This window comes from Alteromonas sp. 5NW40-0090 (assembly GCF_057552975.1).
The window spans coordinates 270,073-292,755 of sequence record NZ_BAAJLT010000001.1 but is presented as its reverse complement, the minus strand read 5'-3'; the positions used below and the strand labels follow the sequence as shown (position 1 = coordinate 292,755).

At 44.0% G+C, this 22,683-nt stretch carries 18 protein-coding genes and 1 pseudogene; 8 read left to right on the top strand and 11 right to left on the bottom strand.

From position 1 onward, the window contains the following. Positions 1-145 precede the first annotated feature (145 nt). On the top strand, positions 146-4,801 hold the full coding sequence (locus AC27KT_RS01255) for an EAL domain-containing protein (RefSeq protein WP_487126711.1): 4,656 nt from the start codon (positions 146-148) through the stop codon (positions 4,799-4,801). 42 nt (positions 4,802-4,843) lie between these two features. Here the strand turns inward: AC27KT_RS01255 and AC27KT_RS01250 are convergent. Both AC27KT_RS01250 and AC27KT_RS01245 read right to left on the bottom strand, forming a co-directional pair. Continuing rightward, a pseudogene (locus AC27KT_RS01250) lies at positions 4,844-5,522 on the bottom strand (DUF2891 family protein); the annotation flags it as partial. Positions 5,523-5,540: 18 nt separating this feature from the next. Continuing rightward, entirely contained in the window at positions 5,541-6,584 is a 1,044-nt protein-coding gene (locus AC27KT_RS01245; RefSeq protein WP_487126709.1) for a PLP-dependent cysteine synthase family protein, read from the bottom strand. Positions 6,585-6,998: 414 nt separating this feature from the next. Between AC27KT_RS01245 and AC27KT_RS01240 the strand changes: the two genes are divergently transcribed. Continuing rightward, the gene (locus tag AC27KT_RS01240; protein ID WP_487126707.1) at positions 6,999-8,213 is read left to right on the top strand and encodes an endonuclease/exonuclease/phosphatase family protein; all 1,215 of its coding nucleotides are present in this window, start codon (positions 6,999-7,001) and stop codon (positions 8,211-8,213) included. A gap of 93 nt (positions 8,214-8,306) precedes the next feature. On the opposite strand, the gene AC27KT_RS01235 is transcribed toward AC27KT_RS01240, so the two are convergent. Next, a complete protein-coding gene (locus AC27KT_RS01235) occupies positions 8,307-9,164 on the bottom strand; it encodes a DUF417 family protein (protein WP_487126705.1) in 858 nt (285 codons plus the stop codon). A 263-nt stretch (positions 9,165-9,427) separates the two neighbouring features. Here AC27KT_RS01235 and AC27KT_RS01230 point away from each other — a divergent pair, with 263 nt between their 5' ends. Then, a complete protein-coding gene (locus AC27KT_RS01230; protein WP_321825212.1) occupies positions 9,428-9,886 on the top strand; it encodes a hypothetical protein in 459 nt (152 codons plus the stop codon). Positions 9,887-9,955: 69 nt separating this feature from the next. On the opposite strand, the gene AC27KT_RS01225 is transcribed toward AC27KT_RS01230, so the two are convergent. Both AC27KT_RS01225 and AC27KT_RS01220 read right to left on the bottom strand, forming a co-directional pair. Then, positions 9,956-10,327: a hypothetical protein gene (locus tag AC27KT_RS01225; protein ID WP_487126703.1), complete on the bottom strand. Its 372-nt coding sequence runs from the start codon at positions 10,325-10,327 to the stop codon at positions 9,956-9,958. 230 nt (positions 10,328-10,557) lie between these two features. Next, complete coding sequence (locus AC27KT_RS01220) at positions 10,558-11,469, bottom strand: LysR family transcriptional regulator (protein WP_342340470.1); 912 nt, start codon at positions 11,467-11,469, stop codon at positions 10,558-10,560. A gap of 107 nt (positions 11,470-11,576) precedes the next feature. Between AC27KT_RS01220 and AC27KT_RS01215 the strand changes: the two genes are divergently transcribed. Together AC27KT_RS01215 and AC27KT_RS01210 are read left to right on the top strand one after the other, a co-directional pair. Further along, positions 11,577-12,434, top strand: coding sequence for an SDR family oxidoreductase (locus AC27KT_RS01215; RefSeq protein ID WP_101563790.1), 858 nt, complete (start codon positions 11,577-11,579; stop codon positions 12,432-12,434). 143 nt (positions 12,435-12,577) lie between these two features. After that, positions 12,578-13,015: a DUF2177 family protein gene (locus AC27KT_RS01210; RefSeq protein WP_039226505.1), complete on the top strand. Its 438-nt coding sequence runs from the start codon at positions 12,578-12,580 to the stop codon at positions 13,013-13,015. Here AC27KT_RS01210 and AC27KT_RS01205 read toward each other — a convergent pair. Together AC27KT_RS01205 and AC27KT_RS01200 are read right to left on the bottom strand one after the other, a co-directional pair. Next, positions 12,993-14,147, bottom strand: coding sequence for a fatty acid desaturase family protein (locus tag AC27KT_RS01205; RefSeq protein WP_342340472.1), 1,155 nt, complete (start codon positions 14,145-14,147; stop codon positions 12,993-12,995). The two genes, AC27KT_RS01210 and AC27KT_RS01205, sit on opposite strands and share 23 nt — an antisense overlap. After that, complete coding sequence (locus AC27KT_RS01200; RefSeq protein ID WP_487126700.1) at positions 14,144-15,202, bottom strand: flavin reductase family protein; 1,059 nt, start codon at positions 15,200-15,202, stop codon at positions 14,144-14,146. The genes AC27KT_RS01205 and AC27KT_RS01200 overlap by 4 nt, the downstream gene beginning before the upstream one ends. Positions 15,203-15,491: 289 nt before the next feature. On the opposite strand from AC27KT_RS01200, the gene AC27KT_RS01195 reads away from it, so the two are divergent. Beyond that, positions 15,492-16,577, top strand: a complete 1,086-nt coding sequence (locus AC27KT_RS01195) for an alkene reductase (protein ID WP_487126698.1) — start codon at positions 15,492-15,494, stop codon at positions 16,575-16,577. Positions 16,578-16,800: 223 nt separating this feature from the next. On the opposite strand, the gene AC27KT_RS01190 is transcribed toward AC27KT_RS01195, so the two are convergent. Further along, the gene (locus AC27KT_RS01190) at positions 16,801-17,019 is read right to left on the bottom strand and encodes a hypothetical protein (RefSeq protein ID WP_014948746.1); all 219 of its coding nucleotides are present in this window, start codon (positions 17,017-17,019) and stop codon (positions 16,801-16,803) included. Positions 17,020-17,330: 311 nt separating this feature from the next. On the opposite strand from AC27KT_RS01190, the gene prfB reads away from it, so the two are divergent. After that, positions 17,331-18,429 (top strand): peptide chain release factor 2 gene (gene prfB / locus AC27KT_RS01185; RefSeq protein ID WP_136780840.1). Its coding sequence is split into 2 segments (ribosomal slippage): positions 17,331-17,405 and positions 17,407-18,429, totalling 1,098 coding nucleotides; the frame shifts between segments, so codons are not numbered across the junction. A 23-nt stretch (positions 18,430-18,452) separates the two neighbouring features. Continuing rightward, entirely contained in the window at positions 18,453-20,021 is a 1,569-nt protein-coding gene (gene lysS, locus AC27KT_RS01180; RefSeq protein ID WP_014948748.1) for a lysine--tRNA ligase, read from the top strand. A gap of 40 nt (positions 20,022-20,061) precedes the next feature. Here the strand turns inward: lysS and AC27KT_RS01175 are convergent, their stop codons facing one another. From AC27KT_RS01175 to AC27KT_RS01165, 3 genes are all read right to left on the bottom strand, one after another. Then, positions 20,062-21,000, bottom strand: coding sequence for a ketopantoate reductase family protein (locus tag AC27KT_RS01175; protein ID WP_487126695.1), 939 nt, complete (start codon positions 20,998-21,000; stop codon positions 20,062-20,064). Positions 21,001-21,076: 76 nt separating this feature from the next. Continuing rightward, positions 21,077-21,829: a pseudouridine synthase gene (locus AC27KT_RS01170; RefSeq protein ID WP_487126693.1), complete on the bottom strand. Its 753-nt coding sequence runs from the start codon at positions 21,827-21,829 to the stop codon at positions 21,077-21,079. After that, positions 21,829-22,389 (bottom strand): Hpt domain-containing protein, encoded by a 561-nt coding sequence (locus tag AC27KT_RS01165; protein ID WP_487126691.1) that lies wholly within the window; start codon positions 22,387-22,389, stop codon positions 21,829-21,831. The genes AC27KT_RS01170 and AC27KT_RS01165 overlap by 1 nt, the downstream gene beginning before the upstream one ends. Between the last annotated feature and the right edge of the window lie 294 nt (positions 22,390-22,683).

The following is a 22,683-nucleotide window of genomic DNA, read 5'->3' as shown; positions in this document are numbered from 1 at the left end:
CAGCTCAAGTATTCGCTAAAGACCAAACTTGGTCTGGTCTTTTTAACTAATTTGAAATAGTCGGCATAATAACTGTCAGTAACCTAGTCGCCTACCTAAAGTACAATTGTCATTCGCATTTTTTGTTTTAATATTCAGACATGCTATGAAGCAAGTATTCGATAAAGAATACTTTTTAGGTTCTTATTTACTGATGTTAGCGCAGACCCGAATTATTTTCTTTTTCTCTTTAGCAACGAACTTATCGTTGGTGACGTTAACCACCTCCTTTTTGTTCATTTCCTCCTCAATTGCAAAACCAGTCGTTACAATGCCTTCCTTCAGGATACTTTCTACTGAAAATGGCCTAAGTCAAAACACCGTGAACGATATGCTTATTGATAAAGAAGGGCTGTTGTGGATAGCAACCGACGCTGGGCTAAATCGGTTTGACGGCAATCAAAATAAGCAATACGTGGGGCAAGATAACGAGTTTGCTGACGATGGTATCTATACATTATTTGAAGACCAAAGAGGTGATTTATGGGTAAGTACTTACAGTAGTGGTATTTATCGCATCAATCGGCAAACCGGCAAGTCGAAAAGATTAATTAATGTTCCTTACAAAGAGCAACCTTCGTGGTACCAATACGCTTCTCATTTTATCTCTGCGCCTGGAAACATCATATATGTCGCCTTTGACCATCTAATAATCAAATTTGATTTAGTCACTGAGAAAAAAGAAACCGTTTTTGACCTTTTTTCCTCTAATAGTGAGCTTTCAAATGACGATGTTATCCGTTACACCTATCTAACCCGAGACGTTTTATTCGTAGCCACTTCTGTCGGGCTTTATGCTAAAAATCTACAAACAGGCGATATCAAGAAAATTGACCATGTTAGTTCAGAGAGCGCCAATCTAAACAATATTAATACCAAGCTTATCTTGGTTGATGAACATCAGAGGTTTTGGCTGGGTACGGTTGAAGGCCTCTATCAATTTGACTTTACTGGTTTAATAAATTTCGTGAAACACGACGGCGATATGCCAGCAGCAAAGCTAGTCGTAAAGCATTTGAATGTCTGGGATCTCGAACTGATTGAAAACTCCCTCTATTACATGTCCACAGACCAAGGGTTGTATACTATTGACTTGTCATCTAATGAGCTAACACATTTATTTAGACCATCAGACTCGCGTTTACAAATAACAGACGATGACTTGTACGAAGTGGCAATAACATCTGACGAGCAGGTGTGGCTTTCTACCGGCACAACGGGAGTATTGCTATGGTCACCTCAGTCTACGCTATTTAAAAACGTTATGGGCGATGGAAAAAGTAGTGACAAGTTGAGTAATAATATTGTCTATAGCTTATATGAGACCGATGACGAAAATTTATGGTTAGGGACTAACAATGGTCTGAATTTGTATCATACGGACACTGGGAAAGTAGAGCAGTTTTTAGTGACTGACGATGATAAAGCCGTTGTTTCTTCGGGCTCAATATTTACGATTAGGCCCGCCGAAAAAGATCGGGTTTGGTTGCTTACTTACGGCGGCATTGTAAAGTTTGATACGGAACATAAACGCCCTGTACCCTATCTTTTAGGTAGCCAGCAAGACAAACTATTAAACTCAGACAAGGCATACGATTTAATTCGTACATCAAAAGAGAATTATATCGTCGCCTCAGATGGCAAGTTTTGGAATTTTGATGACAAGAAAGGGCAAGTATCCCTCTCCGAAACACTTTCTTCAAACCTCGAATACGACCAGTTTTATACGTTTCTACCTGATCATGGGGCGCAGGATGGTTCAATACTACTGTCTATGATTGGGGAGCTATGGCGATTTAACACGTCAAGCGGAAGCCTAGAGAAACTGCACCAAGCAAGAAAGTCTCAAGCGGAATATGCAATCCATCCTACTGACACTATTTTGGATGATAACGGTATTTTATGGATTACTTATCCCGGTCATGGGTTATACGGAATCGATGCAAAAACCAATGAGCAGAAATACTTTTTTGACACGAGTAACTTATTGCCGACTAACCTCGTCGTTAGTTTAGAGAAAGATCAAAATGGTGATATCTGGATTGGGAGCCACCAAGGCATCCTTAAGCTCGATCCAAAGACCATTAAATTATCGCAATATAGTGCTACAGAAGGTTTGTCCACTAGTGAGTTCAGCTGGGGGGCAAAAGTAGGTTTGAGCGATGGAAAAATAGCATTCGGTTCGCAAAAAGGTTTCACTATTTTGCAACCAGAGCGCCTCAGAGACCAAGATAATGTGGCAACGTCAACATTTATTACTGATGCAAGCTTGCTCAGTCAGCCGTTAAAGCTTGGCATCGGCACCATCAACAACAGTGCCGTATTACTAGAGCATGACGATGTAGGGCTAACTATTCACTATTCCGATATGCGGTCTAAGAAGACATCGGCTTCCTACTATCAGTATGAATTAAAGGGAGATGTTTCTGTTGTATACCCCCCTACAAATTCTACCGAAGTCACATTTCCTCAGTTAGAGCCTGGTGAATACGAATTTAGTGTGGGTCGAATTGACCCCGTTAGTAACGTTTATGGGCCGCGCGCAAATTTGAAAATCAAGGTGGCATATCCAATTTATGCATCGCCTTTGGCGTATTCTATTTATTTTTTTGTTTTCCTTGTGTCGACCTTAGTTATCTATGCTCGACGCAAGAAAAACAGCGAGGTACTGCGCGCTGCGCACTCTGAGGCACTAAAACATAAAAACAGATTGTCTATGGCGCTAACTGCGAGCAATACCAAAGTTTGGGCATGGTATGAGGACTCAGATAAAATTACCCAAGAGCGTATCGTGGATGACTTGGGTTACTCAGACACGGAGACAAGGTTGTCGTTCAGAGAGCATATATCTCTCGTGCATAAACACGATATTACTGGATTCTTAGAGCAATGGGAGAAAGCGGCTAGCGGAAAGTCTAAGGGTATTGATATCAGCTATCGCATGAAAGCGAAAGACGGTCATTATGAATGGTTCAGAGATGTAGGTTCTTTGGTTGAAAGTAATGAAACGGATAGTTGCAAAAGATTAGTCGGTACTTATTCCAATATAACTGAGTCAGTGAATGCCGAATTTAAAGCACGGTTATTTGGCGAAGCATTTCGATATACGCGTGACTGGGTAGCCATCTTCGATAGTAATTTTCAGGCTATTGTTGTTAATCAATCCTTCAAAGAAGCGCTTGGCATTAACAAAGACGCAAATCTAATAGAAGAACTCGACCTTCTATATCGTGGCCAGAAACAGCAGCTCGAAGAAACGTATACGGAAATGCGCAGGCTTGGTCCTAACGAACACTGGAGTGGCGAGGCTTATATTAACAGTTTCACAAACCAGCGCTACGCGGTAAGTATAAGGGTGACCTCAGTTTCGAGTGAGCGAAATGGCCAAGAAATTGATCGCTACCTGGTGATATTGTCGGATATAACGCAGCAAAAAGACGCACAAAACGCGCTTGTTCAGTTGGCAAACTATGACAATTTAACAGGTCTACCTAATCGCACTCTTCTGCTTGACCGCCTGCAGCACGCTTTCCATCAAGCTGCACCACAACAAAGCAGAATAGGGTTATTCTTCATCGATTTAGACCGCTTCAAACAAGTTAACGATAGCCTTGGACACGAGGCCGGTGATGAACTCCTAGTAACGGTTAGCAAACGTCTCGAAAAGTTAATCAGGAAGTCTGACACGGTAGCGAGACTTGGCGGTGATGAATTTGTAGTTCTTCTCGAAGGTGTTGGTAGTGTGCAGGACCTTGGTCACATTGCCAATGATATTATACAAGCCTTAGGGCAACCTATTACGCTCTCCAACCAAGAGGTGAGTGTATCGGCGAGTATTGGTATTTCACTTTATCCAGATGATGCGCAACTTCCAGCAGAATTATTAAAGAATGCTGATATTGCCATGTACCATGCTAAAGAAGCCGGCAGCAATAATTTTCAGTTTTTTACCGAGCACATGAATGAGCAAGCGCGTTCAAAACTTCAATTAGAAAATAAACTGAAACATGCTTGCATCAATAAATCTTTTTCAAACTACTATCAGCCCATTGTGTGTTGTGCGACAGGTACTATTGAAGGCTTCGAAGTGTTAATGAGATGGAAAGACGGTGATGAAATGATCTCACCCGATATTTTCATTCCAGTTGCGGAAAACATAGGAATGATAGCCGAAATAACGACGCAACTTATTGAGCGAGCTTTACCTGTTCATAAGCAACTGTACGCAGATAATAGCCGCGCTTACTTATCAATTAATTTAAGCGCAAAACACCTCATAAATGAGTATTCGTTAAAGGATATAGTGGCGCTATTGCAATCGAATGGTGTTCCACCAGAAAACATTCGATTTGAAATTACAGAGAGTGCTTTGATGGAAGATTATGACAGTGCCATGCATGTCATAGGAGCGCTAAAATCTAAAGGGTTTATTATAGCATTGGACGACTTTGGTACTGGGTACTCATCGTTAAAATATTTAAAAGATTTCCCGATTGACGTACTAAAAATAGATAAGAGCTTTGTTCAGGGTATTGGTCTTAATAGTGGCAATGAAGCAATTATTCTAGCGACATTACGTATGGCTGAGAGTCTGAATATTGAATGCGTGGCTGAAGGAATTGAGACCTTGGAGCAGGTCGAATTCTTTCAGCGAAACGGCTGCAGATATTTGCAGGGTTTTTATTTCTCTAAACCTGTTGCTGCTGACAAGCTATCAGGCCTAATAAACGCAATGAATACGAATGGCAAGTCGCTAAGTTAATAGCGGCTTGCTAGCATCGCGTCGCATTTGTATTCAAATGTTTTAATTCAAACCGCGCTGTGTTTCTAAGTAGTTGGCAAAGCTGCCAAGCCAATGGCTGGCCATATAATGCATGTCGCCAAACACCGCGTTGAGCCCGGCCTCTCGATGTGAACTTAATGCTTTCTTAAGCACAGGTAAGCGTTTGTCACGTTTAGGCAAAGCCTGCATTATTCCTTCTATCATCCACGCTTGGCTGATGTTCAGCACGTCTAAGTGAGCGAGTTTACCATCTGTTTTGTTAGTCACAGTCGCAGGCGCTAGCCAAGTTGATGTTTACCGTGAGGCCTGGGAAAAACGCTGAAAGCCATTGGCTATAGTCTTTTTTAGACATTACTTGGCGCATTAAGTCAGCTTCTGCCAAACACGGTGATAGGAAATCTTGACCAGAGGGTTCGTAAGCAAGAGGGCATTGTTTATCGGCCAGATAATAGTTTTTCACTCTAGATGTTAACAGCGCTTCAAATTCCTTGTTCTCTGCAGTTTTTGCTCAATCTAACATTAATCCAAAAGCAAAGGCGGTTTGGGTGTGTTCACCCGTTCGAATAGGGTAAGCCAATTTAGGTAACCACGCGCTTACTCTTGCCACGATTTCTTCCTCAAGTGGCAGTAGCGCGTCCAGCCACACCTTTGCTTCTGGAATTAATGATTGACGCAGTTCCGCAGTTAATTGTAGAAACCAAGTTGCCTTAGTTTTAATTCAGCTTTCGATACACTCTAGTTTTTCAGTAAACACACTTGTACAGCCAATATTGTCTATTACCCACTGTGCGTTGTAATAGGTGTCGCCATATCTTTCCCCGCTGTCGCACATAAGCGTAACTATTGAACCCGCTTCACCCTTTTGTTTCATTCGTTTGGCAATACTTAATGCGCCCCATAAGTTGGTACCGGTAGAGGGGCCGGCTTTTATTCCCATGGAATTGTTTAACCAGTGCATACTAGCAATACTGGCCGCGTCGGGAACCGCAATCATGTCGTCTATAACGTCGTGCTGAAAAGAGGCTTCCACTTTAGGGCGTCCAATCCCCTCTATGCGGCTTCCACGGGTAGCGGTAAGTGTATGATCCTTATTCTTGAAGCTATCAAAAAATACACTGAATTCTGGGTCCACTACAACGAGTTTTGAAGCGAGGCCTTTGTATCGTATGTAGCGGCCTATGGTTGCTGATGTTCCGCCTGTGCCTGCACTCATAACCACGGTGTGTGGAACAGGGTGGGGCTCGGCTTTCATCTGCTCAAAAATACTTTCAGCAATATTATTATTGCCGCGCCAGTCTGTAGCGCGTTCAGCGTAAAGGAACTGATCCATAAAGTAGCCGTTAAGTTCTTTCGCTACCTTAGTGGCTTCGCTGTGCATTTGAGTAGGGCAGTCGACGAAATGACATTGACCACCGTAACGTTCAATAAGCGCTATTTTACTCTGGGCGGTAGATTTAGGCATGACGGCAACAAACGGCACACCAATCATTTTTGCAAAGTAAGCTTCAGACACAGCCGTGCTGCCTGATGATGCCTCGACCACAGTTGTTCCCTCTACAATTTTTCCATTACATAGGGCATACAGAAAAAGGGAGCGAGCCAAACGGTGTTTTAAGCTGCCCGTGGGGTGAGTGCTTTCATCTTTTAGATAGATGTCGATACTTTGAAATGCTATTTGCTCAAGCTTTATCAGGTGGGTGTCTGCAGAGCGCTGATAATCTGCATTAATGGTGTTAATCGCTTTTGAAACCCAGCTTTTCATAACAGTTCTCTCCTTTAATTAAATTCTTGGCCATTACTTAAGAAAATGCGCGCTGCAGTCAAAGTTCAGAGGGGGACTGTCCTCTCTAAACGCCAGAAAAGAATATCAGTACAATATGAGTAATAGATTCTATTATTCCACTTTGTGGCTATATTTGTGCAATATAATTTCGTTTAATGCTTTAATGATGCAGTTATATTTTAAAAGTGGTGATGGCGTAGAAGTTTGAGAGATTAGAATTAACCCAAGGTTGTGACGACAAGGGCAAAAAGAAAGCCGAAAGGAAGGTAACTTTTGGTAAGGTTCATTCCACGTAACGCTAAACAGACCCTTGTTATTCTTCAGTACAAAAAAGTTCAGAATCCTCATCTATATTGGTATCGTTAGCAAACGACGTTATTAAAAGGTAACAATATGAAAATTAGGGCGCTTTTCTTTGCCACAGCTCTTTTGCCCGCATTATGCGTATCCTCGTTGGCTTATTCGAAAGAAGAGCAAAGGCTAAAAGTTGCTACATTTAACGTAAGTATGGAAGCGACTAACTATAAAGCCTTAGGCATGGAGCCGAGCGACAAAGTACTTCAGCATGTTCTGTCTACGGGTGAGCACAGCCAAGTTAAAAATATTGCTGAAATTATTCAGCGTGTTAACCCTGATATTTTATTGCTCAATGAGTTTGATTACATTGCAGATAAGCGTAAAGGGGTCGAAGCGTTTATTAAAAATTATCTAAATGTTTCACAGCGTGGCCTAAATCCAGTGGATTACCCTTACACATACGTAGCGCCAGTAAACACGGGCGAGCCCACCACCTTCGACTTAGACAATAATGGTAAGGCAGAAGGTATTGGTGGCGATGCCTTTGGGTTCGGATTATACCCAGGACAATACGGTATGGCGCTACTGTCAAAATATCCTATTGATGTGGATAGTATCCGTACCTTTCAGACATTCAAATGGCACCATATGCCTCATCCCCAAGTACCTATTATTCCTGATGAAAATGGCAGTGTGGACAATGGCAACCCTTGGTACGATGTAAATGAGTGGGCGGCATTGAGGTTAAGTTCAAAGTCTCACTGGGACGTACCAATCAAAGTGGTTGATAAGACCGTACACGTGTTAGCAATGCACCCAACGCCACCGAACTTTGATGGAAACGAAGACAGAAACGGAAAGCGCAATTTCGATGAAATAAGGCTGATGGCGGATTACCTTTCTCCTAACAAAGGCGCATATATCTATGATGACACGGGTGAGAAAGTGAGCCTAGCAAACAATACGCGCTTTGTGCTTGTAGGCGATTTTAATGCTGCCGATATCGGGGACAAACACAGAGAAGGTGTAATAGAACAGCTAACTGAACACCCGCTCGTCAATAACGACACCATTCCAACAAGCGCAGGTGGTGCAGGTGCATCCGGCGCTGCGTTTAGCAAGCGTTTTACCGCTTATTGGGGCGCGAGAGCCGACTATGTTCTACCATCTCGATATGGATTCGATGTACATGATGCAGGCGTTTTTTGGCCAGCTAAAACAAGTGACCTGTATCGATTAGTAAAAGACCGTGCCGCCAGCTCAGATCATAGGTTAGTCTGGGTAAGCTTGTCGCTAGAACAAGATAAATAAAGATCATCAAACGATTGCCTATTATTTACTTGTTGTTTTATCTTACTTGAAATAGCCGCAGTAAGCGGCCTTTTTTAGCCCAATTTAGTTTAGCTACGTTTTGCGGCTTTGAGCATTACCCGAGTTAGATGTTGTGAAATAGGCAATTACTGCTAAATTAGCGACAAACCAAAGGTCTTTAATAACGAATTGACCTAGGCGGTTGACGATAGTCGTGCTGTTAAAGGTATCCGGCACAGTAAACAAAAACGTTTGTGTCATCAGAAAAACCGATAAACAAGCCAGTCCGCTCGCAATGATCACCGGCTTGTTCTTAGAAAAGATGCCCGCACCCAATAGCAATGCAAAGAGGACATCAAACCCACCAATTACATTCGATGCCCCTTGAACGCTAAACACAGCATATAGCCACGACATAAACGGTGATGTTTCAACTAGCCCCACAATTGCATTAGCTTCAAACTCGAAAAACTTCATGCCTCCTATCCATAATAAGACCATGGCTACAGGAGCAAAGTTGAGGTATGTCAGTTGCCTGTGCGAAAATTTTTCGCGATAAAACAAGAATAGGAAAAGCGGTAATACTGCGAAGTACTTGATGATGCCTTGACCGCTGCCAATAATCGGGAAGCCCCCTAAATCGGCCATCCATCTCGTTGGTGATAATAACGTCAGCAATGGAACGGCAGTTACAAAAGCGGCATATATTGTTACTGCTCTTGCTGAAACAAGGCTAAAACGTGCTGCAATGGTCATTAACGGTAGTAACAGCAATGCGATACCTGAAAAAGCACCAAGGGCACTCTCGCTCAACACAGTGTCTAACGAGTAGAAATTAAATGTAGCGATAAGTGCATTGGGGTTTGCACCCAATAAAAATGTTAGGCCAAGAACTGCGAAGCTAAAAGTGAGCAATGCGGTGACCATGTTTTCGGTTTGGTTTAGTGTCATAAAGCGTCCGTAAATACTGCTAGTTTTGCGAAGTGTATGTAGAGACCCGTCGAGGTAGCACTAAAATTTCATAGGTTTGATAATTTATTAGGCATAGCGCAATAAGCAAATAAGGATTTATCGACAAAATAAGAACTTATCTAATAGCGGTTGTCATAAGTAGCAGCGGTCTTAAATAAATTAGGTCTTAAGTAATGTGGGGCTTAAATAGTTTGGTTTTTAAACAGTAGTGGTTTAAAAAGTAAAATAAATTGAGAGAAAAAATGAAACAAGCAAGCAGTAGAGCACAGAAGCGTTTTAGGATCTGGTTTATAGCAGGCGTGTGTGCAGCCTTGTCTGCTTGTGGCGCTCAGCCCCCAGAACCTATTGATGAGCCAATCGCGAGTGTTGAAGACGTCGAAAAATTAGAGCAAGTTGTTGATACCTCTTTGCCTTTGGTGCAGCAGGCCTATTCCATTGAGTCTGAAAAAGTGTGCGATAAACACGGTGGTAACTGGAAGAAAGTAGGCCGACAGCAGGCGCATGCTTGTGTGCTACCAGCAAACGATGCTGGTAATGCGTGTAATGACAGCAGCGAGTGCGAAGTGGCTTGTGTTACGAAAAACAATAATATGGAAGCGGGAGAAAAGGCGCGCGGCGTGTGTTTAGAAAGTACGGACTTATTCGGCTGTAGAGCCTATGTGTCTAACGGCGTTGTGGAGCATACCTTGTGTGTTGACTAAGAGGTTGTTTAGCAAACGAACGTTGAATGAAGCGCACGCCATCGGCAATGCGCTTCACAACAACGCGGGTTAATTAACGTTGGGGAACTCGATTTTGTCCAGTTCGCTCGCCGTTTCATTGCACTCACCTAATAGGTGAAGCCTATCTTCGGTTTGGTGTGTATCTATTTCTAGAAAGCCCGTTTGGCAGTAACCGGTCTCATCCAGTTTCTCATCTAGAGACGTATAAAGTTGCTCAATCATTCTATCGCTGCTATGTGACGAGCCTTCGCGACTTTCCTGTCCTTTGCGACCGCCACGACCACTTCGTTCGCCTCCCTGACCACGGCCGCCTTTACCGCCACCTTTGGCACTGTCACGATGCTGCATTAACGGAATGCTAAAGGCGAAGAGCTTGGTACCGTCTTGCTTGATCTTCGTTTCAAAAAATATTTCATCCATGTCTAAAGGTGGTGGCCTATGAGCGCACGCACTGACAATCAAAGAGGTCGTTATTACTAATAGTGTTTTATTCATTTTATTTAACGCTTATTTGAACCACGTCACTTTGAGATTCAAACGCCTCTTTAGTTGCAGCACCCAGTGTAAGTTTTAAGTAAAGCATTTCGGTATGCAAACTTCATAACGAGCGTATCGTTACAAGCAACACTCATTACGTTATGCATTTTACATCAAAAAGAAGCGGCATTGCCGAAGCGACAAGTCTCAACCAGATAGTCAATAAGTGCTCGGGTACGGCTTGGCACATGCTTACGAGAAGGATAAACCAAGGTAAACAACAAGGTTTCACTTCCAAGTGACGGGAAAATTCGTATAAGTTCGTTAGATGCGACTTCTTTTTGCACAGTTGAAGGTAGCAGCGTAGATATTCCCAACCCTGCTTTGACCATTTCTTGAACAAGGTGAGGAGAGTTACACAGCTCGTAATGTTTGGGTGTAACGTCTATTGGTGTGTTGTCCAGCATTAGGTAATGCATGATTCGTGAATTTAACTGAGATAGCAAAATCCAGGTATGATTATTAAGTTCTGCAATAGTCTTAGGTTCACCATATTTCTTGAGATAATCAGGGCTAGCATATAAGGCGAATTGTTCTTGATATAAGACCCTACCGACGAGCGAGTCGTCTCGTGGCAAACCAATTCGAATTCCTACATCAATATTCTGAGCGATAAGGTCGAGCTTATCGTCACTGCTCACTATGTGTAAATCTATTTCAGGATAGCGGCGCTTGAACTCAGGCAGCAACGGTAATAAAAATTTGTGTGCAATGTCGTTGGTGACTGTTATTGATACTCTTCCTTTTGGCGCCGGTTGACGCAGCTCTTCATCAATACCATGCAAAATCTCGTGGCACTTTTTCGCATGGGAAAATACAGCATTTCCCTCGTCAGTAAGCATGAGCTGTCGAGTAGTTCTTTGCAGTAATCGCACGTCAAGAGATGCTTCTAAACCTGCCACTTGCTCGCTAACTCTAGATCGACTGGTGCCTAAACGGCGGGCAGCTTCCGCAAAGCTTCCACATTCTACTACGCTGGCAAATATGGCGAGTGCCTTAAGATGTGAATAGTTAATTGTACTCATATTCGTAACAATTCGTTCTGTATGTGTCTACTTATCATAACAGTGTTTCACGCACATAATCACCTCTGTGTTCAACCAGTACTCATTTAATTGATAGAGGATAGATTATGATTGCAGTAACCGGCTCTAACGGACAATTAGGTCAAAAAGTTATTCAAACACTGCTTAATACAGAGAAGGCAAACACTATTGTTGCACTAGTGCGCAACCCTGATAACGCACACGCATTAAAGCAGTTGGGAGTAGTAGTACGGCAGGCCGACTACAATAACCCGGAAACGCTTAAGTCAGCTTTTGAGGGTGTTGAGAAGTTGTTGCTAATATCAGGTACAGAGTTTGGGAAACGCTTTGAGCAGCACAAAGCGGTAATAGATGCAGCTATGGCACAAAACGTTAGCCTCATTGCTTATACCAGTTTGTTGAAAGCAGATACGTCTCCTTTGCTGTTAGCGCAAGAACATAAACAAACCGAGGCTTACTTTAAAAATGTGTCAGCGCCTTTCGTGTTTCTTCGAAATGGGTGGTACACGGAAAATTACACCGATAATGTAGACAGCGTACTGCAGATGGGAGCGGTGGCAGGCGCTGCAAAGCAGGGAGTTTTGTCTACCGCTAGCCGACAAGATTATGCAGACGCCGCAGTGGCCGTTCTCCTATCATCGCAAAATCAAACAGGCAAAATTTATGAGCTTGCTGGCGACACGGGCTTTACGCTAATGGAGTATGCTTCCACCCTATCTGAAATTACCGGCGAAGATATTGGTTTTTTAGACATGGATGAGAGCGCTTATAGAGAAGCACTCATTAAAGCTGGGCTGCCTGAAGGTATGGCAGCAGCATTAGCAGATTCAGAGCATTACGCCGCCTCGGGGTGGCTTCAAGATAACAGCGGCACCTTATCATCACTACTTGGTCGTCCAACTGCAACTCTGCGTGCAACACTTGCTGCGAAAATGAAAAGCTGAGTATTTAAAAGCTAAGTAAATTACCATCCCATGCGCATTACCTTGAATTATCATTCAAGTGATGCGCTTATTGTGCAACACTTGCGTATTCATATTTTAAATCACTTGCATCCGCAATTTGCTTATTTACAGGGATAGGTTCCATGCTTTCCAACATCATTCGCTTTGCGAAAAACATCGTCGTGTCGTTAATTGCAATCTTTGTGTGTTTTGGTGTGCTCGACTTCTTGTGGCTTGGCGTTATTGCGGATGGCTGGTATCAAAGTGAAATGGCTCCTCTGCTTAGAAGTCAATTTATCACGTGGCCTTGGGTGGTTTTTTACCTCATGTATGGATGTGTGGTGTTTGTACTTGCTGTGGTGGCGAACAGAGATAAGTCGTTACTTTATGCAGGGATCGATGGCGCGCTTCTAGGGTTGGCCAGTTATGGCGCCTACAATTTAACGGCGTACAGCATTATTGAAGGTTTTACTTTGTTTATTATGTTGATTGACTGGGCGTGGGGCACGTGCCTAACCAGCGCAAGCGCCATGGCCGGCTGGTTAGGGTTTCAAATGGTTAAGGGAAAGAGTAGCGAATAATGCGTTTTAACACGCTGGCGTATTGTTTTAAAAAGCCGCCAGTGTTGTAGTACATGCCGTGTTCTTCGAATACGGCTTTTACCTTGGGCGCCATCTCTCGGTAGCGTCTGGCTGGGATATCTGGAAACAGGTGGTGCTCAATTTGAAAGCTTAAATGCCCAGTAAGCACGTGAAACAGGTTTCCGCCCTTTATGTTCGACGAGCCCAGCGCTTGTCGGTAGTACCATTGCCCTCGGGTTTCATTAACACAATCTTCTTGTTTAAACGTTTCCACGTCGCCAGTGAAATGACCGCAAAAGATAATAGTAGATGTCCATAAATTGCGTAGTAAATTGGCGATAAGGTTGCCGGTAAATACCCATAAAAATAACGGCCCAGCTAATAAAGGAAATAGTGCATAATCTTTTACTAACTGACGTGCGCCTTTACTAAAAAAGCGTTTCTTAAGTTCATTATGGGTAACCTGATTCTTACGGTTGTCCTTCTTTTTTCCAAAAAAGACCCGCTCAGCGGCCATTTCGTGATACGACACACCCCACTGAAATAAAACACTAAGTACGATGTAAGTCGCAAACTGCCATAGGTTTTTTACACGCCATCTAAAATCGTTAGACAGGCGAAGCAAGCCGTAGCCAAAGTCTCTGTCTTTTCCAATAATATTGGTATACGTGTGATGCTCATAATTGTGAACGCGATTCCAGCTCGCACCATCGCAGGCAATATCCCACTCATAGCCTTTCGAATTAATGTGTTTGTCGTTCATCCAATCGTACTGGCCGTGCATTACGTTGTGGCCTATTTCCATATTATCGAGAATTTTTGCTGTAGCTAAACTCAATACGCCGGCAACCCAGAGCAGCGGTTGAATGAACCCCAACATTAAAAGTATCCGTCCGCTCCACTCGCAAATTCGCTGAACAAGAATAATACGTCGGATATAGGCCGCATCTTCAGCGCCCACTTTTCGTTTAATGTCAGCTTTAATTTCATCAAGCTGAGCGGCAAGTAACTCGTAGTTCGGTTTCTCTTTAGTGCTCGTTGACCGAATAGCTTTGGTTTCACTTATCGGAGAATGCGCTTGTTCGATGGCTTCTTCACGGTGTTGGTTGTCTATTGCAACGCTGGTGTTCATAGTTGAATCTCCAAATCAGTAACGGCTTGTGATACACACAGCTGAATAAGTTGCTCTGCGCTATCTGAAAGCTCACCCGTGCGGGTATCTCTCACTACGCCCCGTTTCTTAACACATTGGCATTGATGACAAATTCCCATGCCACAGCCATAAGTCACTGGTTGTTCTGCTTGCTGAAGTTGTATAAGTAGGGTTTGCTGATTGTCGACAGTTAAAGATTGGCCGTTGTGTACCAGGGAAAAGGTTTCACTTTGGCTAAGACTAGAACTGCTTACGACAGGAAGCGCAGCGAAGTGCTCGCTCGAAAGAGGCGCATTGATTGTTTTTGCATAACTTTCAACTTGCTCGAACATGGCATATGGACCACACACTAACCAGTGTGCATTGGCAAAGTTACACAGATGCGCTTCTACGTCTCCGTCTTTTTGCTTGCTCAAAATATCATAGGTGAAGTGCTCACAGCGCTGACTGAACGCTGATAATTCATTGAGTAATACATGCTCGTCCGGCTTAGCAAAATAAAGTAAGTGTACCGGTGTATGGTTTAGCTGCGCGTTGTTGACGGCATCGTCAAGCATGGCAATGAAAGGAGTTATACCCGAGCCGCCCGCTATCATAAGTAGGGGCTTTTCAACCTTCGGCCAGATAAATTCCCCCATAGGGGCTGAGATGTTTACCCATTGACTAGGCACACAAGAGTGAAGATAAGGTGTTAATGCGCCCTGAGCTTTAACCTTGGTTACAAGACGAATCTGCTTTTCTTTTTGTCGGGTGTTAGCACCACTCGCTATGGTAAACACGCGAGTGGTGAGCCTGCCATTAATTTCTATGGTTAATGCGATATGCTGCCCTGCAACATGCGTTGGCCAAGACCTCTCTGGCATAAGTAACACCTCGAGCATATCCGTGCTTAGTTTTTTTACTGCCACAACTTTGGCTCTGAAATACCCATCGCGCCACGCGGGTTTAACTTGCTGCATCAGCACTTCCCAGTAGCCCTTCCAAGAGGCATGGTGAAAAATGCGATCAGTGAATTTATCTAGTAATAGTCTCAATGTAGAAATCACACCTGTATTTCGTCGGAATATCTTAAATACAAAAAGGATGAAAATATTTTAGCTTACACTTGTACGCTAATTCAGCGCACAAGTGTAAGCTTAATTTTCTCTGCGTCAAGAGGAGATGCATGAAATTTGGGATAACGTCGCCGAAATACACCGGTACTTTTGTGAAAAATGCAAAAGTGCTTTGTTAAAAGTACGGGTTCTAACCCAGCTTTAGGGCCTTATATTTACCGTTATCTACACGTGTAAATTTTAAGAGTAAAGTTTAAAGGACTGTATTATGAAACTATTTGAAACCCTATCGCTGGCTGGAAAAACGCTTAACAATCGAATTGTTATGCCGCCAATGACTCGCTCCCGCTCAACACAGCCGGGAGATGTGCCCAACGCATTAATGGCTGAATATTACGCTCAGCGCGCAAGTGCAGGGCTTATTGTGAGTGAAGGCACACAAATTTCGGCACTCGGTAAGGGGTATGCGTGGACACCAGGTATTTATACCAAGGCGCAAATTGAAGGCTGGAAGTTGGTAACTGATAAAGTCCATGAAGCGGGTGGTGTGATGTTTGCGCAACTTTGGCACGTGGGCCGCGTATCTCACCCTTCAAATACAGAAGGGCAGCAGCCAATTAGCGCATCGGCGGTCCAAGCAAAAGGGGTAAAAGTATTTGTTGATGAAGGCGGCAACCCTGGCTTTGTTGAGTCGGTCATGCCACGCGAAATGAGCATTGAAGATATAAAAGCCGTGGTAGAAGAGTATCGCGTTGCGGCGCGTAATGCAGTAGATGCTGGGTTTGATGGCATTGAGTTGCATTCGGCTAATGGTTACTTGCTTAACCAGTTTATTGATTCTCAGAGTAATGCAAGAGCTGATGAATACGGCGGAAGTGTACAGAACCGTATTCGATTCTTGAAAGAAGTGGTGCAGGCTGTGTCTGAGGAAATTGGCGCTGATAAAGTAGGTGTACGTTTAGCGCCCCTAACAACATTAAACGGGACGGTCGACGACAATCCCGAAGAGACCTATCTTGCTATTGCTTCCATGCTTAATAGTTTCAAAATTGGCTATATGCATATTGCGGAAGCCGACTGGGATGATGCGCCGCAAATGCCAATATCATTTAAACAGGCAATTCGTGAAGCCTTTAGCGGCCTGCTCATTTATGCAGGAAAGTACGACACAGAGCGTGCCGAAAAAGCGTTAACTGAGGGATGGGCAGATATGATTGGTTTTGGTCGACCTTTCGTGGCGAACCCAGATTTACCCTACAGACTAGCGAATAATGTACCGCTGAATGAGCACAACCCCGATACGTTATTTGGCGGTGGTGAGAAGGGCTACACTGATTATTCTTTTGCTAAATAGCCTGAAATTCCAGCGGGTGTGTAAAAAACACTTTGCTCAGGAAAAAGGGGCAATCCATTAAAAATAAGCATGGCTCTTTTTTACCAGAACGAACAGCACTTAAAACATGTTGTTCGTTCTAATTCTTACTTTCGTCAGTCAGCAGTTAGACTCATTACGGATCAGTTATACACATTTGTGTTAACACCGTTGATTCTCACCGAGTCATTTCTACACTTTACGGTTAATATTTACGATTGCGATATAGCCAAGTGAAAATTCCGCTTCCCGCTATTAACATTGACGTGGCAAGCCACAATTTAGAAATGGGCGTGCCGTTGGGGCACTGCAACGCCATCGTTGCCCCCGCAAGGTTCTGGCAATCGACGAGTTGGCCCAAGGCCAATACAAAAAGACCGAGAAGTACGCCGATAACGGCATAAGATAAATTATTGAACGACATACTTTTCCTAAAAGGTTTACCAAACAATTCGCACACTAAACGCATGTGACAATAAGCAATAATGCTCCAAATTAGTGCAGCTGAAGGCTGCCTTTTTAAACATTTACTCTATTCGTATGGGCTAAGACAGCCTACCCAATAGTCGGTGCGCGCCATTGAACGGCAAAAATACTCGCTTCAACGAAGGCGCTTAAAATCCATACGAAAATTTGCACAAACTCAGTGTCGCAATATTTGCGCCAACCCCTATCAAAATTCCTTCAAATTCGGTACTATCCGCGGTCTTAAATTTTTAACGAAATAAGCGGACTATGTTTGAAATAAACCCCGTTATGAATGCGATAAAAGATATCCGCGAGCGCACTGAAGCGCTTAGGGGGTATCTTTGACTTTGATGCAAAGTCAGAGCGTTTAGAAGAAGTTAGCCGAGAGTTAGAAAGTCCTGACGTTTGGAACGAGCCAGACAGAGCGCAGGCCCTTGGCAAAGAAAAAGTGGCCCTGGAGCAAATCGTAGAGACGATCCACAAGCTCGATCAGGGAACTGAAGACGTTGAAGGTCTCGTTGAATTGGCCGTTGAAGCTGAAGATGAAGATACCTTCGTTGAGGCCCAAAGTGAACTTGATGGCTTAATTGAGCAACTAGAAGTGCTTGAGTTTCGTCGCATGTTTTCTGGCCCTAACGACGAAAACGACTGCTATATTGATATTCAGTCGGGCTCTGGTGGTACAGAAGCGCAAGATTGGGCCAATATGCTGCTACGCATGTATTTGCGTTGGGGCGAAGCGCATGGTTTTAAAACGGAACTTATTGAAGTGTCGGAAGGCGAAGTCGCGGGCATTAAAAGTGCTACGCTGCGCGTTCAGGGCGAATATGCGTTTGGCTGGCTGCGCACAGAAACAGGCGTGCACCGCTTAGTACGTAAATCGCCGTTTGACTCGGGCAACCGCCGTCATACGTCGTTTTCATCTGCGTTTGTATATCCTGAAATTGATGACGACATCGATATAGAAATCAACCCGTCTGATTTACGTATAGACACCTATCGCGCATCGGGCGCGGGTGGTCAGCACGTAAACAGAACAGACTCTGCGGTACGTATTACCCATGAACCTACGGGCATTGTGGTGCAGTGTCAGAACGACCGCTCGCAGCACAAAAACAAAGATCAGGCGATGAAGCAGTTAAAAGCCAAACTTTATGAGTTTGAACTGCAAAAACAAAACGCCGAAAAACAAGCGATGGAAGACAGCAAGTCTGATATCGGCTGGGGAAGCCAAATACGCTCTTACGTTTTGGATGACTCTCGCATTAAAGATTTGCGTACTGGCGTGGAAACACGCAACACTCAAGCCGTGCTGGATGGCGACTTGGACAAATTTATTGAAGCCAGCCTGAAATCTGGGCTGTAAACCGAACAACGAAGTGAAAGGTTATGACTGACCAACAAACAGACGATAACAAATTGATTGCAGAGCGCCGTGCTAAGCTAAGCGCTATTCGCGAGCAGTGCCGTGCAAACGGTTTCCCAAACAGCTTCCGTCGCGAAAACTATGCGGATGAGCTTCAAGCTAAGTTCGGTGAATTCGACAAAGAAACGCTACAAGAGCAGGGTAACAAAGTAAGCATCGCTGGCCGTATTATGGCAAAGCGTGGCCCTTTCATGCTGCTTCAAGATATGACTGGCCGTATTCAGGCATATGCAGATAAAGACACGCAAAAAGCCCTTAAAGCAAAATATGGTGCACTAGATATTGGTGACATTATTGGCGTGGCGGGTGACCTGCATAAGTCAGGTAAAGGCGACCTTTACGTGAACATGGAGCAATACGAGTTGCTAACCAAAGCACTTCGTCCATTGCCAGAAAAATTCCACGGTTTGAGTGACCAGGAAACGAAATATCGCCAGCGCTATGTTGATTTGATCACAAGTGAACAAACGCGCAAGACGTTCATGATCCGTAGCAAGATTGTAAACGGTATTCGCAATTACCTTACCGAACGTGACTACCTTGAAGTAGAAACGCCAATGCTACAGGTTATTCCTGGTGGCGCGACAGCGAAGCCGTTCGTGACTCACCACAATGCGCTAGATATTGATATGTACCTACGTATTGCACCAGAGCTTTACCTTAAGCGCCTAGTGGTTGGTGGTTTTGAGCGTGTGTTCGAAATTAACCGTAACTTCCGTAACGAAGGCTTATCAACTCGTCACAACCCAGAGTTTACTATGCTTGAGTTCTACCAAGCGTATGCAGACTACAATGACCTGATGAACCTTACCGAAGATATGCTGCGCACGCTGGCAGAAGATATTCTTGGTACAAGCATTATCAAAAACACAACTAAAGACGCTGAAGGTAACGTAACGTCTGAAGTTGAATACGATTTTGGTAAGCCGTTTGACCGCTTAAGCATGGGCGAAGCTATTCTTAAGTACTGGCCAGAAGCTAACGAAGAAGCTATTCGCGACCCAGAGGCGAACCTTGACGCGCTTAAAGCAATGGCAAAACAGCTTCACATTAAAGAGCCTGAAGTTGATGGCATTTGGGGTGCGGGTAAGTACCTTTGCGAAATCTTCGAAGCAACAGCAGAAGAGAAGCTTATCCAACCTACGTTTATTACAGAATATCCGTGGGAAGTATCGCCGCTTGCGCGCCGTAACGACAACAACCCATTCATTACCGACCGTTTCGAGTTCTTCGTAGGTGGACGTGAGTTAGCGAACGGCTTTAGCGAGCTTAATGACCCAGAAGATCAGGCGGAACGTTTTGCGAAGCAGGTTGAAGAGAAAGACGCTGGCGACGATGAAGCCATGCACTTTGACGATGACTACATCCGCGCCCTTGAATATGGCTTGCCGCCAACGGCGGGTGAAGGTATCGGTATTGACCGTCTAGCTATGCTATTTACTGATAGCTCTACCATTAAAGATGTTATCTTGTTCCCACACATGAAGCCTCAGGCGCCAAAAGACGCGCAAGAAGCGGGTGAACAAGAATAATCTTAATCCTTAAATAGCGTGATTTAGGTGTTCGGCGTTGTTAAAGCTTCAGCGCCTTAAGACGCTCTACTAAAAGGGTATTCTCGGGAACGGGAATACCCTTTTTTGTTGCCATATCTACAATGTAACCGTTGATGGCGTCTATTTCTGTTTGCCTACCGTGGGCCACGTCCTGATGCATACTTGAGTAGTTTTCTCCGGTCGCCTTGGCGACAGACAGTACATTTTCATGAACTGACAGTGCATCAAAATCTAGCCCGTAAGCATTCGCTACCAGAGTAAACTCATTGCAAATTGCGATGCGGCTTTGTTCAAATTCAGTGTTACCAATGTGCTTATTTTGAATATTGTGAAGCGCCGTTAGTGGGTTAATTACGGCATTAACGGAAAGCTTCGTCCACAGTGCTTTTAGAATATTACTTTGGTATTGCACCGGAGGAAGAGCCTTATCTAACGTGGCAATTGCGCTGGCTAGCTGTGGCACTATTTGTGAAAGGTCGGTCAAAGTTTGAGGTGATGGTTTATTTACATTTGGCGCGCCAATTTGCGTTGCGCCAACGCCAGTATACTTAACATGAAAACCACTTGATGTGCTTACCTTTAACGCGCCATGACTGGTTGTAGCGAGAAGCAAAGGATAATCGCCGCCAAGTAAATCTCTTGCGACCTCAAGCCCGCCCATACCGTTGTGCAGCAGCACTACGGTAGGTTGTTGCGTGAGATAGGGAAGCCACTGCAATAGGGCTGCTTTAAGTTGATATACTTTTAAGGGGAATATCAGCACATCACTTTTAGGTAACACAATAGGTGAGGGTTTGGCTGGTTTTAGCGCAGTGGTTTGGCCGTTTTGCCAATGTGCGCAAGACGGCATGGTTCTTATATCTCTGGGGTAGCAGTCATACGGCACGCCGTTTTTCTGGGCGCTCGCAGCAACTAGGCTTCCTATGGCACCGCCGCCGACTATGTGTAGTTTACCCATTAGCATCTATTAAACACTCAATGTCGTTCTATTTTATTATGGTCATCGACACTTATCTGGCCTATCGCACTTTTCCTTATTGCGCCGGCATATAGCGTGCAGGCAGGGAAGGCCATGGATAAGTCTCTGGTGCGTTAAGTCCGTTGTACCAAGCCTGCACGTCGTCTTCGTTTATGACTTCACCTTTATCGAAAGGTGCAGTAACCGCTAATTCACCAGAAAATAAAGGAAGCTGTAAATGCCATGCATGAAGATACATCCTGTCTGATGCCTCACCACCATAAAGTGTATCACCCAAAATAGGTGCACCAATGCTTTTAAGCGCAACACGAATTTGATGGGTTTTTCCCGAATGAGGCTTAACGATAAACCCTCGGGTACCGGGCTTAGCCGCGTTACTGAAAAACTGAGTAATAGCCGGATTTTCTAAAGTTTTAAGCAAAATCCGCTGACCGCCTCGACGATTTTTCATATCGCCCATTAACGTGCCTTGTTTCTTTTTCGGCTTGTGATTACTAAGGGCCAAGTAATATTTGCTGACGCGTCTTGATGAGAATAACTCGCCAATTTCACTGGCTACAGCTGCATTTTTAGCAAGGCACAAACAACCCGACGTGCCCGTATCTAGACGGTGGCAAAGATGCAGTTCTGTCAAACTCAACTGCTTTTTTAACCGGGTAACAATGCCTTCTACTTTTTCTGATTTACCGTTTTCGGCAGCACTGTCATCAACGTCAGCCTCATTAGTGGCATCGTGCATAGCAATGCCAATTGGCTTATTAACGATGACGAGGTCAGCGTTTTCAAAAAGAATAGGGATCGGCTGCACTAGCTATTTTCTAACTCTGAAATGGCTTCTTCATAATCAAGCTCGTCGACTGCATCAATAATTGCCGCCCGTTTGTCTTGAGGTAACGCAAGAGCATCTAACCATTCATCTAGCTTGTCCTGCGCAATAAATTCGCTCGCTTTTAGCGCCGACAATAGCTGTTTGCGAGCCTGCTCAGCTGCCGCGCCGTTCGCTGGTGCAGGTGTGGTAGCTTCTGGCTCGTTAATCAGTGTGTCTACTGTCGCAATGGTTTCATTAAGTACTGCGACAAACGCAGGGTATTCTTCAGCCACGCGTTTATCATTTCTAAAACCGCTTTCAATCGGTTTACTCGCATTATGCAATGCAAAAAGCCCAAGGTTTCCTGTCACCCCTTTCAGAGTGTGAACAAGAGAATAGGCTTCATTAAAGTCACCTTTAGCAACATGCGCTTGTAAGTCAGCATCAAGAGAACGGTATTCATCCGTAAATTTACCAAGAAGGGTGAACAACAGTTTTTTATTACCACTTAACTGTGACATTCCGAAGTCGATATCGAGCACTGTTGTTGACTGTTCCATACATCTATCCTTTTATTTCGCAACTTCTAATGGGAAATTTCTTATCCAGGCAGAAACTATTTGTCAGTTCATTCGTACCACTTAACGGATTCAACTGGCTAACAGCTTCTTTACCAAAGACTATGAAGTGTAAGTGTATTTCAGAAATACACAAATTAATACAATCATAGCAAAGTCGAAGCAAGTAAAGCGCTAAAAAGTCTGGTAATCTTCGGTGTTCGCTCGCGCTTTTTAGTCGCAATTTCATACTTAATCGTCGGCTGTGGTGATGAATTACGGCAAAGTATAGTCAGA

Excerpts from the sequence above, each read along its gene's own strand:
- AC27KT_RS01175 (WP_487126695.1), bottom strand. The coding sequence starts at position 21,000 with ATGGGTAAACTACACATAGTCGGCGGCGGTGCCATAGGAAGCCTAGTT.
- AC27KT_RS01255 (WP_487126711.1), top strand. The coding sequence starts at position 146 with ATGAAGCAAGTATTCGATAAAGAATACTTTTTAGGTTCTTATTTACTG.
- AC27KT_RS01215 (WP_101563790.1), top strand. The coding sequence starts at position 11,577 with ATGATTGCAGTAACCGGCTCTAACGGACAATTAGGTCAAAAAGTTATT.
- AC27KT_RS01230 (WP_321825212.1), top strand. The coding sequence starts at position 9,428 with ATGAAACAAGCAAGCAGTAGAGCACAGAAGCGTTTTAGGATCTGGTTT.
- AC27KT_RS01235 (WP_487126705.1), bottom strand. The coding sequence starts at position 9,164 with ATGACACTAAACCAAACCGAAAACATGGTCACCGCATTGCTCACTTTT.
- AC27KT_RS01240 (WP_487126707.1), top strand. The coding sequence starts at position 6,999 with ATGAAAATTAGGGCGCTTTTCTTTGCCACAGCTCTTTTGCCCGCATTA.
- AC27KT_RS01165 (WP_487126691.1), bottom strand. The coding sequence starts at position 22,389 with ATGGAACAGTCAACAACAGTGCTCGATATCGACTTCGGAATGTCACAG.
- AC27KT_RS01205 (WP_342340472.1), bottom strand. The coding sequence starts at position 14,147 with ATGAACACCAGCGTTGCAATAGACAACCAACACCGTGAAGAAGCCATC.
- AC27KT_RS01245 (WP_487126709.1), bottom strand. The coding sequence starts at position 6,584 with ATGAAAAGCTGGGTTTCAAAAGCGATTAACACCATTAATGCAGATTAT.
- AC27KT_RS01190 (WP_014948746.1), bottom strand. The coding sequence starts at position 17,019 with ATGTCGTTCAATAATTTATCTTATGCCGTTATCGGCGTACTTCTCGGT.
- AC27KT_RS01225 (WP_487126703.1), bottom strand. The coding sequence starts at position 10,327 with ATGGATGAAATATTTTTTGAAACGAAGATCAAGCAAGACGGTACCAAG.
- AC27KT_RS01210 (WP_039226505.1), top strand. The coding sequence starts at position 12,578 with ATGCTTTCCAACATCATTCGCTTTGCGAAAAACATCGTCGTGTCGTTA.
- AC27KT_RS01220 (WP_342340470.1), bottom strand. The coding sequence starts at position 11,469 with ATGAGTACAATTAACTATTCACATCTTAAGGCACTCGCCATATTTGCC.
- AC27KT_RS01195 (WP_487126698.1), top strand. The coding sequence starts at position 15,492 with ATGAAACTATTTGAAACCCTATCGCTGGCTGGAAAAACGCTTAACAAT.
- lysS (WP_014948748.1), top strand. The coding sequence starts at position 18,453 with ATGACTGACCAACAAACAGACGATAACAAATTGATTGCAGAGCGCCGT.